This window comes from Bowmanella yangjiangensis (assembly GCF_018531185.1).
GTDB lineage: Bacteria > Pseudomonadota > Gammaproteobacteria > Enterobacterales > Alteromonadaceae > Bowmanella > Bowmanella yangjiangensis.
The window spans coordinates 999,683-1,014,095 of the sequence record NZ_JAHDJU010000002.1 but is presented as its reverse complement, the minus strand read 5'-3'; the positions used below and the strand labels follow the sequence as shown (position 1 = coordinate 1,014,095).

The 14,413-nt window shown below is 48.0% G+C and carries 6 protein-coding genes; 3 read left to right on the top strand and 3 right to left on the bottom strand.

Features of this window, described 5'->3' with window-relative positions:
• Window positions 1-41 precede the first annotated feature (41 nt).
• Window positions 42-2,087 carry a TonB-dependent receptor gene (locus KJY73_RS13870; RefSeq protein ID WP_332874206.1) on the top strand — a complete coding sequence of 682 codons (2,046 nt, stop codon included), beginning with the start codon at window positions 42-44 and terminating at the stop codon, window positions 2,085-2,087.
• Here KJY73_RS13870 and KJY73_RS13865 read toward each other — a convergent pair.
• Window positions 2,054-3,055, bottom strand: a complete 1,002-nt coding sequence (locus KJY73_RS13865; protein ID WP_214344308.1) for a GGDEF domain-containing protein — start codon at window positions 3,053-3,055, stop codon at window positions 2,054-2,056. The genes KJY73_RS13870 and KJY73_RS13865 overlap by 34 nt on opposite strands.
• A 65-nt stretch (window positions 3,056-3,120) precedes the next feature.
• Window positions 3,121-4,293 carry a hypothetical protein gene (locus KJY73_RS13860; protein ID WP_214344307.1) on the bottom strand — a complete coding sequence of 391 codons (1,173 nt, stop codon included), beginning with the start codon at window positions 4,291-4,293 and terminating at the stop codon, window positions 3,121-3,123.
• 91 nt (window positions 4,294-4,384) lie between these two features.
• On the opposite strand from KJY73_RS13860, the gene KJY73_RS13855 reads away from it, so the two are divergent.
• Window positions 4,385-5,278 (top strand): HAD family hydrolase, encoded by an 894-nt coding sequence (locus tag KJY73_RS13855; RefSeq protein ID WP_214344306.1) that lies wholly within the window; start codon window positions 4,385-4,387, stop codon window positions 5,276-5,278.
• A 14-nt stretch (window positions 5,279-5,292) separates the two neighbouring features.
• On the opposite strand, the gene KJY73_RS13850 is transcribed toward KJY73_RS13855, so the two are convergent.
• Window positions 5,293-7,515 carry a TonB-dependent receptor gene (locus KJY73_RS13850; RefSeq protein ID WP_214344305.1) on the bottom strand — a complete coding sequence of 741 codons (2,223 nt, stop codon included), beginning with the start codon at window positions 7,513-7,515 and terminating at the stop codon, window positions 5,293-5,295.
• 289 nt (window positions 7,516-7,804) lie between these two features.
• Here KJY73_RS13850 and KJY73_RS13845 point away from each other — a divergent pair, with 289 nt between their 5' ends.
• Window positions 7,805-14,395: an ATP-binding hybrid sensor histidine kinase/response regulator gene (locus KJY73_RS13845; RefSeq protein ID WP_214344304.1), complete on the top strand. Its 6,591-nt coding sequence runs from the start codon at window positions 7,805-7,807 to the stop codon at window positions 14,393-14,395.
• Window positions 14,396-14,413: the final 18 nt, after the last annotated feature.

Here is a 14,413-nt window from a genome sequence, read left to right as displayed (position 1 = left end):
ATCATCTTCTTTGTCTGCAAAAGCTGCAAGTACAGTAAGCCGTGAGTGGTTGTGTTAACCTTGTCGGCAATTCTCATCCGTTCTTCCCTTGTATGCTGCGTCATTTTGCGATTATTTCTGTGTTCCCCCTGTGCCTGTCTGCCAACGAACTGGAGCGCATCAGCGTCACTGCAAAGCCAGCACAGTCACTGCCACTTAGCCATAGCCGCATTGATGCAGAACAGCTGTCCCTGCTTGGGGCGACACACATTGCCGAATCTCTGGCCAGCCAGCCAGGCGTATGGATCAGCCGTGGCAATGGTCAGGAGCATCTCACTGCCATTCGCTCACCAGTCTTAACCGGCGCCGGCGCTTGTGGAGCATTTCTGGTAAGCGAAGACGGTATTCCCATCAGAGCCAGTGGCTTTTGCAACGCCAATCAGCTATTTGAGCTGAATAGCGAGCAGGCTTATGCTGTTGATGTATACCGTGGACCAGGCAGCAGTTGGTACGGTTCCAACGCCGTACATGGGATTATCAATCTGACTAGCCGCCCTTTGCCTGAGTATGCCACCTCAGAAGTGAAGATAGAGGCAGGCCCACATCAATATCAGCGAGGCAGTTTCGCACTTGGCAATCCGGATTTTCTGGCGTACGGAAATCTCGTCCATGATGGTGGCTATCAAGCATCGTCGGGGTATGAACAGCAAAAAATCAACCTGGCTTACCAACAGACGCTGGGCGAATGGCATATAGTCCATCGCCTGGCCGCTACCCACCTGAATCAGCAAACCGCTGGCTATATTAGTGGCTATGATGCGTACCGGGATGCTCAGTTACGTCGCACTAATGACAATCCTGATGCATACCGACACGCCTCCTCCCTGCGCTTTGTTAGTAGCTTCAGCCATCAGGTTGATGAGCAGCAAAGCTGGCAGATTCGCCCTTATGTGCGCTGGCAGCAAATGGACTTTCTGCAACACTATGTGCCATGGCAGGCCCGTGAAGACAATAGCCAGCAAGGTGTTGGCTTGCAAACCCGGTATTTATTCGAAAGCGAAAAGCTTAACTGGCAAGCTGGTATGGATGCCGAAGTCAGTGAAGGTGAATTGCAGGAATTCCAGGATAAGCCTTTCAGCCCAAACATCCCTCAGGGAATGCACTACGATTATCGGGTAATCGCTCGTAATCTGTCCCCTTTTGCCAGCCTGACATGGCAAACCGATACGCAATGGCAGCTTACCGCCAGTCTGCGTTTTGACCTGCAACAATACGATTATCGCAATCACTTGAGTGAAGGCAGCGCCTGCGCCGAATCGGTCAGCGTTTGCCGCTTTTACCGTCCTGATAGCCAGACTCTGACTTACCAGCAATGGTCACCGTCATTGGCAACACAATACGCATTGAGTGCATCAAGTCATGTTTATGCGCGGGTCAGCCGTGGCTACCGCGCTCCGCAAGCAACTGAGCTGTTCCGCTTACAGGATGGCCAGGAAGCTGCCAATCTGAATGCCGAGCAATTAACCAGCATTGAAAGTGGCCTGCGCGGCAACTGGGGAACCCTGGATTACGATCTGGCACTATATTGGATGGATAAGCAGCACCTGATCTTTCAGGACACTGAACGTCAAAATGTCAGTAATGGACACACCCGCCATCAGGGCATTGAAATCGCACTGGCGGGCCAATTAAGCACCCAGTGGTACTGGCATGCCACTGGCAATCTAGCCAAGCATACTTACCAAAGTGCGGTAAAACTGGCCAACGAGAATATCGCAGGAAACGACATGGATACTGCGCCTCGCCAACAATTCTCAGCACGTGTAGGCAGACGCGGTGTTGATGATTCGGTGCTGGAACTGGAATGGTTGCATATGGGCCGCTATTACCTGGATCCACAGAATAGCGCCAGCTATCCAGGCCATAGCTTACTGCATCTGCGCGCCCAATATCCACTAAGTAAAAACTGGCAAATCGGCTTGAGGCTTATCAACCTCACCAACCGTGACTACGCTGAACGCGCAGATATAGGTTTCGGACAATATAGGTACTTTGTTGGCCAGCCCCGTTCGCTTTATCTGTCAGTAAGTGCTAACTGGTCGTCGTGAAATTCGCTGATACACAGATGATTCCGGCCATTGCCCTTCGCCCTGTACATGGCTTGGTCAGCCCGACCTAGCCATTGATAGCCAGTCTCACCATCCTGATACTGAGCAACACCAAGGGAAATCGTCACCTGACAATCACTGATGGTGGCGCCAGCTATATCGCTGCGTAATTCTTCGGCCAGCAGGCAGGCTTCCCGCAGCCCTGTGTTATCCGTGATCACGACAAACTCTTCGCCGCCAAACCGATACAAGTGGTCACTACGACGTATCCGGCGTTGGATTATATCGGTCACCGCGACCAGAATGCGATCGCCTTCATCATGACCATAACTGTCGTTAAAGTGCTTGAAATTATCCAGATCCAACAAAATTAGCGACATGGGCAAATGCACGCGCTGAAAATGGTGCACTGCCTGTAGTAATTTTTCCTCCAATGCGCGGCGGTTACCGGCACCGGTGAGAGGGTCTTTAGTTGCTAACCTGAGTAATCTGAGCTGTTGCTCTTTGGTTCGCCAGGCAAAAATAAACGCAAACCCCATAGTCGCGAGAGCAGATAACACAAAGCCAAATAGATGTAGCATGGTTATCTGAGACCAGAGCAAAGTGCTCAAGACCAAAATACTCAGACTTACAATAGCCAATGCTAACCAGGGACGTAAAAGGAAAAACACCACAAGAGCGGCAGGATAGAACCAGAACAACTGATCTGCGCCTTTGAGCATCACTGTCATGACCAGCACCAGCTGACAAAGACCGACAAATACATGGCTCATCAAAACCGTATTGCCGCTGAAGTAGACACGTATAAAAATGCCAAACATGGCTGCAACAGCAAAACCGTCGAGTGCGGCCAACAACCAATCTCCACGCAGCAAACGCAGCAAGGCAAAAGTCAGAATGATCAACGCACCCAGCAGGCTGATGCTGATTAAGATCCACTCTTCGGTGCTGCGCTGCATCTTTTGCATATAGTTTTTACTTACCTCTTGTTCAAAAACAGTACCAGCAGATGCAACAATGCCTGATACCGCCTTTACTTAGTAACCACCTGAATCTGTTCATCCAAATGCTCAACATTATCCAAGCGGATATCGGTATTGAATCCCAACAGATTACCGCTCCAGATAAACACCTGCCATACCAATACGCCGAAAGGAATATAACCAAAATAGCCCAGCAGCGGCATCTCTGAGAACAGATGGATAACATTCACATAGGGAATGTTGTAAACCCAATAATTGGGGTTGGTCAGTGTGGCATGAAACGCATGGCTGCCAAAGTTCCAAAACTCCCAAAATAAACCGTTACACAAAGAGGCAACACCAATCAGTACGCCAGCGCTCCAGTCTCCTTTGGCAATATCGGTAAAGGGGTTCCAGATATTCAGGCGCATCAAGATGCCGGTCATAACGGCAAAAGGGCCTATCCAGACAACCCAGAAAAACGGGTAAGGCCAAATCACCATCAGTCCAATAAGAACCGTACCAATACCTATCATGGTATTGCCGTTAAGCGGCATTTTTGGGCCGTTCTTATAGCGAGCTGGCAAGGCAGGAAAGGTTTGGAACAGACTGTACCACTGAAATAATACCGGCGTGACCGTGCTGTATGTCACCAGAAACTCCAACGCAAGAACAGGATAGGGCCAGGGAGCCTGATGAGCATCGGGGTAATACCAGTTGCCCAGTACAAAATAGTCGTAATATTCAAAGTAAGCCCAACCGGCAATGGACACCAGCGCCGCAATAAACAGTGTGGTTGGTCTGCTGGCGAATAACGACTTACCGTTATTGCGATGATAAACCAGCCCGTCCAATACCAGGATAAATCCCCACCATAAGGGCGTGAATGACCAATAAACCAGATCACCAAACGCCTTAGAGTGGGACCACATCAACCACCAGAAAAATAAATTAAGTACCAGCCCCAACCAGAACCACCAAGGTAATGGCTGCTTGGCGGGTTGTGGCAATGGCGTGGCGCCTTTAAAGCCATATAGTTTAGGAAATAGAATTAAGCCGCTGATATAGACTGCGCCAGCCCCAACAGCCAGAAAAACCCATAGATTAAAACCTGCAGCCTGCTCAACAAACTGCGGAGGAAATACACCAAATCCAGGTGGTAGGTGAGCTGGGTAAACAAACCACGCTACAGCAAGTGGTACGAGCAAAGTCAGCAAAACCGGCCAGATCAATTGAAATCGCATCTAGTTGCTCCAATAACATCCTTTTAACATTGAATTTCAGTCTGCCACAGGTATTCTTTTTTCGTCAAAGACTTGAGGGAATTTTAAGCAATTGACTAGCAAAAATCTTCTGCCTTCATGGCAACCTGGGTTGGCACGTGATGCCATTTTGGAATTTATCGAACGGGTTACCCATCCAGAATCATTGGATTTTGTGCCCCAAGAGCAACGTATAGCAACCTTCGATAACGATGGCACCTTGTGGCCGGAAAAGCCGAATATTACCGAGCTGGTATTTCTCAAGGATCTGATGCGTTTTGATGAACCTAGGTCACTGCCAATAGGCGCAGGGCTCAGGCAAAAAATCAAGCACTGGTTACACCACATTCATGATGAATTGATTGAAGATACCAGCCTGTTAATTAAAGAATTTCGTGATGGAATCAGCACCGATGAGTACCATGGTTGGGTGTCTGCCTGGCTGGAAAAAGCTGTACACCCTCGCTTTAAGCGCCCTTATACGGAACTGACCTATAAACCCATGCGGGAAGTGTTAGATCTGTTCCAGCAAGCTGGTTTTAAAAACTATTTAGTTTCAGGCGGCAGCTGCTACTTTATCCGTCCATGGAGCCAGCAAACCTATGGTATCCCGCCAGAACAGGTTATTGGCAGCCGCTTGGTAACCCGGTTAGTCGATAAGCCCGATGGCCTGGCCGTTGAAATGGCCCCAGTTCCCTGGTTTCTGGACAATGGTGCCGGCAAGGTTCTAGCCATTGAAAGTCAGATAGCCAAGCGACCTGTAGCGGCCTTTGGCAATAGCAGCGGTGATATTCAAATGCTGCGCTGGGCCGGAACATCCCCCACCTCCTTGTGTGTATTGATTGAACACACGGATGACATCCGCGAATATCGCTATTCCCCGGGAGATGACACCCTGGCAGCAGCCATTGCACATGGCTGGACTAGAGTAGACATGCTGCGAGACTGGCAACAGGTGTTCAATTGAACACCTGGTTAAGGCTAAAAGTGGTAGTTTACTTCAACCCCAAGCTGACGAGCTTCGCCACGCAGTTCAGTTACTGCTGACAAAGCCGCAATTGAATCAAAACGCAGTTCATTATATTCACGATTGAACAGGTTTTTTCCCCACAACGCGAGTTCCCAAGCTTCGTTTGGCTGATACGCCAAACGTCCGTGCCAAATACTGTAACCCGACTGCTCAAGGTAGGGGTTTTCATTCTGATCAAAGAAAAACGACGATTGGTAATCAAAGCCCAATTGCGCCAGCATCCGGCCGCCTGCCAAGTTCATTTCATATTGCATCAGGCCGCTGAAATTCCACTTAGACGTAAAAGGTAACTGGGTGCCTGCAACATAAATGTCGCCCTCTCGGTATTCGCCTAACTCGGCTTTGGGTAAGTAGCCCAGATTAAAATCCAGCATGAGTTGGCTGAAAGGAGTATATGCCAGGCTTAGCTCAACACCATAAATCCTGGAATCACCGGCATTCTTAAGTACGTGATATGGACTCAAGCCTGTGGTCTGGTTAACAAACACCTGCTGATCCTGATAGCGGTACCAAAACGCTGCCATATCCAGATTCATATTCCAGTCAGGCAGATATAATCTGGCGCCCACTTCCCAGGCATTCAGCCTTTCTGGGGCATACTCTGAATCTGCAGCCTGCTCAGCACTGGTGGAGTAGCCACCGTTATAACCGCCGCTCTTATATCCTCGTGAGTAACTGTAATAAAGGCTGGTTTGCGCTGACATTTTCTGTACCAGAGCTAGCTTCCCAGACCATTCGCCATCTTCCACCTCGCCTTTGATATCCCACAAAGAGGGGATAAATGCCCCTTCTACATCCAGATCACTTACCGCGTGGTACTCGGTACTCTCATCGGTAAAACGTAAACCTGCTGTCAGGATCCATTGCGGGTTTAGGTAGTAGTCCACCTGGCTGTAGGCTGATAGAGAGTGATTATCCAGCTTGTTGTGATAGAAAAACTGCGCGGCATTGGCAGCTAGACTAGGTATAGCCCTAAAATCGCGGAACAAATCGAGATCGCTGTCCTGTGAGAGCTGTTCTTGCAAGTAAAACAGCCCCATTTGCCAGAAGCTATACTCCCCCTCTCGACTTAAACTTAACTCCTGACTAAAGAACTCACTGTCTGATCCCAATGACCCTTCAATAAAATTACCTGGCCCATCTGAATCAAAGGAATGAAAGCGTTGCAAGTCTTTATAGGCAGTGATGGACTTCAGACTCCAGATTTGATTTAGCTGCCACTGCCATTGCAAGCTGGTCCCCCAACTGTCTGTATCGTGACGTTTGTCCGCCGTATCCGCTTCAGTTTGCCAGAAGTCATCCGTAGCAGGTGCAAAACCGAAGCTGTCGACACACTGCCGACTACCTAAATCAGCCGGTAAGCAGCGTTCTCCACTTACCGGGTTCTTCAGAATACCGGCGCTATATATTGGCTTAGGAGCACCACGCCAATCTTCGGAATACAGTTTGAATAAAACGGAAAAATTGTCCCATTCACTGCTAACGAGCAAGCGCAAACTATCCTGGCGCATGCCACCATCCTGTCCATTCGGAGCAAGATTTTGCATAGAATAGTCATAGTCCAGATGGTTGATTGCCAGACGAGCCGCAGTTTGCTCCCCCAACGGCAGATTGACGGCAGCCTGGGCTCGCTGATAGTCATGTTCCGCCAGCGACAGACCTGCGTATCCGCCGAACTCCATTTCAGGCAGCCTTGAGGAAATAAGAATGGCACCGCCTGTGGTATTACGGCCAAACAAAGTGCCTTGAGGCCCACGAAGTATCTCTACTCGCTGAATATCAAACAGGTTGCTATCGAGAAAATTCGCACCTCCGCTCACCACATCGTCTGCATAAATAGCGATTGGCGAAATCGTCGAGGTGTTGTAATCGAACATCCCGATACCACGAATATTAAACGAGGGCGTCGTACCTTCTCCGGCAACCTTAGAGGACTTAACGTTGGGAGCCAGCGCGGCCAACTGTGTCGTATCTTTAATCTGTTGGCGCTCGATTTGTTCGCCGTCCACTAGGGTAACGGCCACCGACACATCACGAATATCCTGCAGGCGTTTTTGCGCCTTCACTTGAATGACTTCGATGTTTTGTTCTTCAGGCACGGATGCCGCATGCCCTGCAAAAGGACTGGAAACAAAAATAGCGGCAGAGCCATAAAGGAGTTTAACTAATGACATGCAGGATCCAGCAAACGAAAACTTAGAATAATGCGCTTTAAACTAGTCAACCTGACACTAGCGCCGAATTACGCTTCCCTTTGAACAGACCATATGCGAATGGCTGGTAAATCCCTAGAAATCTACTGATGGAAGCCTAGCAGATTTCCATGACACTTTGTTGCAACAGGATAAAACAATTTAAAAAAACGTTAATTTCCTGTCGAAAAAAGCGTTAAGTGAGTATCTTAACAAGACACCTAATCTCCATTAAGCTCTTCATATTGCAACAGTCCGTTTTGGTATAGGCATGGAAAAATTCAACGAGTATACAAGCCTCAGCGAACTGCCAGCTTTAAACTTTCACCTTAAGCTGTTCAAAGCGGTGGCACCTAGTGGTGAAAAAGTCTTTATTAAACAACGGATAAATGGGGCCTCCTCTTCTCAAGTACCAGAAACCGAGCTTCCCCAATTTAGCTTCAGCCCCCAATTAATTGCCAGCTTTGCGGAAGCAGGGCATCACTTTGACGTTTTATCCGCACCTGACAACAAATTGGATCTCTGGCAGTTCAGCGCTCGCTTAGCCAAACAAGATGTCGGTATCCGACTGCAAGCCATGCTCAGCATGGCTAAGGTACTGGAGGAAATTCATAACCATAAACTGATCTGTGGTCATCTTAATCCTCGCGCCATGTATTGGTCAGAACACGGTGAAAACCTTAGTGTGATTGATCTCGGTTACCCGAGTGTTGTCAGTCAGGTCAGCCGTCATAACCCTAAGACCCAACTCGATATCAATCAATTGCGGGCCATGGCGCCGGAATCCACTGGTCGGGTAAACTGTCCCATGGACAACCGCTCCGATCTCTATTCCCTTGGCACCCTCTGTTATTTCCTGGCTTCTGACCACTTTCCTTTTGAAACAGACGATGGCATGGAGTTGATTCATGCCCATATTGCCTCCACACCACCGTCATTACGCGAGTTGAATCCCACGTTGCCCGTGCAGCTATGTAAGATCATTTCACGCTTACTGAACAAAAATCCAAATGACCGCTATGGAGATATCAGAGGGGTAGTTGAAGATCTAACCAAATGCTTTACATCGTGGCAGTCTGTAGCAAGCATCCCAGCCTTTCCACTGTCAATTGCGTTGGGTAGTCAACGTCTGCACTTTTCCAGCAAACTTTATGGTCGGGACGAGCAAGTTAATCAGTTACTAAGTGCTTTTCAGCAAGTACAGGTTCAAAGTACCAGCCGTCTGCTGTGCATGAAGGGATATTCCGGAATCGGAAAATCAGCCATCATTGACCAGCTCGACCATCCCAAGTTGCTTAAAAATGCCTATTTCATCAGAGGCAAATGTGAGCAATACCAACGTGATGGTTTGTTCGGCGCAGTCATGGAAGCACTCTCTGATTTGGCCGAACAGTTGCTACTGGAAGATGGGCAACAATTAGCTAACTGGCAACAAAGCCTTAGAGCTGCTGCAGGTGACGATGCTTATTTACTCAGTGCCTTTATGCCTCAATGGCAACCCATTACTGGTTCCAGCAGCACTAGTCTGAGTAATGATTATCAGGATGCAAGATTCAGCAAGCTGCTAGTGCGCATTTTTAAAGTTTTTGCACAGCAACAGCGGCCGTTGGTGATGTTCCTTGACGATATGCAATGGACAGATTCCGCCAGTTTAAAATTGCTGGAGGAGCTGTTTAAAGACAAACAGATTAATAACTTGCTTGTCGTTTTGGCCTACCGAGATAATGAAGTTGTTGCCCCGCACCCATTGCTCCACAGTATTCAACAGATAAGCGACCAAGGTGGTCATATAGAAGATATCCAAGTCAGCCCATTGCCGCCTGAGAGCATTACCGAATTGCTGGCAGATACTCTCGACCAGTCGCCGGAAACACTTGGCCCCTTGGCGACCTTGCTGATGCGAAAAACCAACGGCAACCCGTTTTTTGTTCGTCAGTTTTTATTAGCGCTCCACGACCAGTCATTGCTAAAGCGTAACGATTACGGACAGTGGTGTTGGAATATCATGGATATTGAGCAGCAGAAAATCACTGACAATTTGGTTGAACTCACCACCCAGCGCTTTGCCAGGTTGTCTTCCACCAGTAAGGAACTGTTAGGTGTCGCCGCGCTACTAGGCAGCAACAGTCAATGCGATTTACTTGCCGCACTGCTGAATTTATCCACTATCGAATTAGAAAACCATATAGCCGAAATTGTTGATGAAGGCATTATGACCGCCTTCACCGACAGCAAAGGAACTCGTATTGTCAGCCTGCGCTTCAACCATGACAGGCTTCAACAGACAGCTTTCAAGCTCAATGACGGCAATGCCAGGCGACGTATCCATCTCGCCATAGGAAATTACTACTTAGCACATTATTCTGAAACACAACAAGCCGAACTGGTGCTGGATTTTGTTGGTCATCTGAATGCCGCCGCCGATCTTTATCTGATTGATAGAGACAAATTGACCCTGGCCGAATTCAATTTTATGGCAGGTGAAAAGGCATTGGCTGCTAACGCTTATGCCGCCGCGCGAACCTATTTAGAGCTAGCGGCCAGCTTTCTGGAAGATAGCGATTGGCCTCTGCATTATGCGCTTTGTTTCAGGATCTATCTGGCGCTTGCCAGCAGTTTTTACCTAACTCAAGCTTATGAAGAAGCTAACCATCTGTGCCAATTCCTGATTGAAAAAGTACAGACACTCACAGACAAACTGCGGGTCACCAAATTACAACTGCTAATTCTATTCGGACAAAACCAGTTAGCTGAAGTTTACCAGTTGGGTGCTCAGGTATTAATTGAAGCCGGTTTCGACATTCGCGACCCAAGCGGTATTGGTGCACGTTATCTGGATTTAGAGAAATACTACGACAAGCAGAACATTCACGCCTTGCTGAGCAAACCTGCATTGACGGACGAAGTTCAGCAACTAGCCATTGAGGCTTTGAACGTTTTATCTACCGCCGCGTTTATATTGGGTCCCGAGCACTATCTGATGGTAACCCATGCCATGGTTGAATTGAGCGTCACACAAGGTAACTCGGCACCAGCCAGCCGGGCCTTTGGATCCCATGCCATCATTCTGTGCGGTGCATTCGGCCAATATCAGCAAGCACTACAATTTGCAAATTTGGCCATTGAGGTTGACCAACAGTATCAGCACCGCTACACCCCTGAAGTACAGTTCCAAAAAGCAGCAGCCGTACTACCTTGGGTTGCACCATTAAGTGATAGTCTGGAGAGGTTAGAGAGCAATATATATGTAGCAATGGACGATGCTAACATCGAATTTGCCGTGCATTCTGCCTTGTTTTATAGCTTCTATCTGTGCCTGAGCGGCACCCCCTTGGACAGGGTGATTTCGCAAATGGATAAATATGCGCGTTTCATCGCAGACAAGCGCATTCCCTACAATCTGGAGTTCATAAACTTGTGGCGTCAGTGCGTAATAAATTTACGCAGTGATGAAGGGCAACCTTTGCTCTTATGCGGAAGTGCTTTTGACGAAACCACCCAGGTTGAGGTGCTGGAGCAAACGCAAAATCTGACCATACTGTTTTGTTATCACAGCGCTAAGTTAATCCTGGCTTATTTGCACGACGATTTAGCAATGGCTGCTAAGCACTACCACGCAGCTGAACCTCTAGCTTCAGTCGCATTTGCACTTTATCACCAAACCGAGTTTCACTTATTTGCTGCCTTGTTAGCAGCCAGACTCAGCCAAAGCCAAGAGGATGAATGGCACCAAATACTCATTAGCAAGCGCGCCTTAATAAACAATTGGGCGAACAGCACACCAGATAATCATCTGCACAAAGTCATGTTATTAGACGCAGAGTTAGCCAGATTGGGCAGACAAGCTGATGGTTGGCAAAAATACGAAACTGCTATTGTTGCAGCCCAGCAAGCTGGTTTTTTACAGCATAAGGCTATCGCTGAAGAACGCTACGCGGACTTTTGGACACAGATGGGCAACCCCGACTTTGCCAAACAGCAACAGTCCAAAGCCTATCAGAGTTATCAACTTTGGGGAGCAAACAGTAAAGCCCGCCATATGCGTGTGCGTTTAGGTAACGTACTTACAACGGAGATAAGTAACTTACAGCATAGCGATGATGTGGACTTGGCTTCGATACTTAAGGCCTCAGAAACCCTGAGTGGGAAAGTCAACCTGCGAGCCTATTTGGACAGAATGATCCATATCATTGTTGAGAATGCAGGGGCGCAGTCAGGAAGCTTACTGTTCGTTGACGACGAAGGCCTATTGAAGAACCGTGCTGGATACCCCGAGCTTAGGCATCAGGATGATTTACCACAGAGTTTGCTGACTTTAGTTAGCCGGACACTTAAGCCCAAGTTAGTTAATGATCTTAGTCAGGCTGGCAGCCTTTCAAAAGATCCTTACCTGCAACGAAAACGTCCACAGTCACTGTTATGTATACCAGTTATCGTTGCAGGCAGTTACCGGGGAATTTTGTATCTGGAACATCTTAGTATGACAGGGGCATTTCCCTTTGACCGGGTCAATGTATTGCAGTTGCTGGCGAATCAAACTGCAGTGATGTTCGACAACACCCGTCTTTACCATAAAGTTATTGAAGCCAATCGTAATCTTGAAAGAAAGGTCCAGCAGCGCACCGCCGAACTCGCGGCATCTAAACTGAAGGCCGAAGAAGCTACACAGGCAAAGTCCTCTTTCCTTGCCAAAATGAGCCATGAGATACGCACCCCCATCAATGCCGTTATCGGTTTGAGCCGTTTAGCAATGAAGACCGAGCTGGATAAAGAACAACTGGATTACATTAATAATATTCAGGAATCCGGTGAGACCTTACTGAGCTTGGTGAACGACATTCTCGACTTCTCGAAAATCGAAGCCGGCAAGATGACCATTGAACATTGCAGTTTCTCGCTGAATAAGTTGCTTCAGCGCAGTATTAATCTCAATGCGTTTCGTGCTCATAGCAAAGGACTGGAACTGCTATGTGATGTAGATAGAGAGCTGCCGGACGGGCTCTTGGGTGATCCGCTAAGAATTCAGCAAATATTGGTGAATTTGCTCAGTAATGCCATCAAATTTACTGAACATGGGTTAGTCCATCTTCGCATCACCGGGCAAATTGAAGATGACGCTAATTTGCTACTGCATATTAGCGTAAGGGATACTGGCATAGGTATGACAGAAGAGCAGCAAAGCCGGCTGTTTCAGTCATTTACTCAGGCCGACGATTCTGTCACCCGTAAATACGGTGGAAGCGGCCTGGGATTAACCATCAGCAAGCAACTATGTGAGTTGATGAATGGGCAAATATGGCTAGAAAGCGAACTGGGGATGGGCTCAACCTTTCACGTCAGCCTTCCCCTTCAGCGTGCAAATCAGTCAGAAATCCAGCCAAGCTGCAGTGCCAAGCACATAGCACAGATGCGGGTACTGGTGGTTGACGATGTGTCTCTGGCCAGGAAACTTCTGTTAGAACTGCTAGATGAACTAGGCATCAAAGCAGACCAGGCTGACAGTGGCACCCAAGCCATCGAAATGGTGCGCCAGGCGGCCATGGAGAAGCGTCACTACCATACCATTCTAATGGACTGGCGTATGCCAAATATGGACGGTATTGAAGCATCCAGGCGTATACAACAACTTGGGCTGACAGATTCCCCCCGGATCCTGATGGTTACGGCTTACGATAAGCAGGATGCACGAAAACAGCTCGGCGATACCCAAATAATTCAGTTTTTAGAGAAACCGGTTAACCACTCGACCTTGGTGGATGCTCTCACCAACGTACTTGCAGGGCAGCGTCAATTGCCCAACCCTGAATCCACTAAGGAATACGTTGGAATACCAGATCTAAGCCGTTACAGAATTTTATTGGTTGAAGATAATGCCATTAACCGGCAGGTCGCCGTGGGGCTGCTAAAAGACACCGGCGTGAAGATAGATACAGCGGAGAATGGTTTAGTTGCCCTTGAGAAATTGCAGAAGCACGACTTTGATCTGGTACTAATGGATATCCAAATGCCACATATGGATGGCCTAACAGCCACCAATCTTATCCGCCACCAGTTAAAGCTCACAAAGCTGCCAGTTATCGCCATGACAGCCCATGTTATGGAAGCCGACAGGCAGAAAAGTCTGGAGGTAGGAATGAATGAGCATATCTGCAAGCCTCTTGATCCGGACATTCTCTTCCAAGTATTAGTCGATCAATTACAAGCTTCGCCGTCTTTGCAGACCCTTGAGACTGTGGCACCAAAGCTAATCGCTGACACGCCTGAGCTAACGCAAATTTCACGCATTAAGCAATTGAATTGCAAGAAAGCCGTAGACAATATGAGTGGTAAATCTCAGCTTTACCTCAGCTTGTTGCATGACTTTTATCACGAGCAGCAGGAAACTGCGGTGCAACTGCAGCAACTTATGTTGGCCGGAAAGTTAGAGGAGCTGCTGCACTTGGTACATTCATTAAAGTCGACCTCGGCTTATATTGGCGCTTTCGATATATCCAAACGCTGCGGAGAAGTGGAAAGCCTGTTGCTGAAAAAAAGTTGCGACGAAAAAGCACTGACCACTATTTGTAAGATGTTGGAGCAGTTGTTAGACGAGCTAAGTCCGTTTTATGCCGATCAGCGAGACAATGAGACAGTAAAGAAATTCAATGCAGAACAATTCAAACATGAATTAAATCGCTTGCTACCCTTACTACAGCAATCCGACTTCGCTGCAGAACAGTATTTGGCCAACCTGATAAGTCTGGCTCAGGATACGCCATTTGCCGAACAGCTCGCCACTATCAATCAGCGCGTAGGAGATATTGAATACGAGAAGGCTGCAAGCATGGCGGGTCAGTTAATCGAACAGCTAAACAAAAGTTAACACCAGATTAACTTGCCA

What these genes read in the sequence shown, in the direction of transcription:
- KJY73_RS13850 (WP_214344305.1), bottom strand. Translation starts at nt 7,515, where the DNA reads ATGTCATTAGTTAAACTCCTTTATGGCTCTGCCGCTATTTTTGTTTCC.
- KJY73_RS13865 (WP_214344308.1), bottom strand. Translation starts at nt 3,055, where the DNA reads ATGCAAAAGATGCAGCGCAGCACCGAAGAGTGGATCTTAATCAGCATC.
- KJY73_RS13860 (WP_214344307.1), bottom strand. Translation starts at nt 4,293, where the DNA reads ATGCGATTTCAATTGATCTGGCCGGTTTTGCTGACTTTGCTCGTACCA.
- KJY73_RS13845 (WP_214344304.1), top strand. Translation starts at nt 7,805, where the DNA reads ATGGAAAAATTCAACGAGTATACAAGCCTCAGCGAACTGCCAGCTTTA.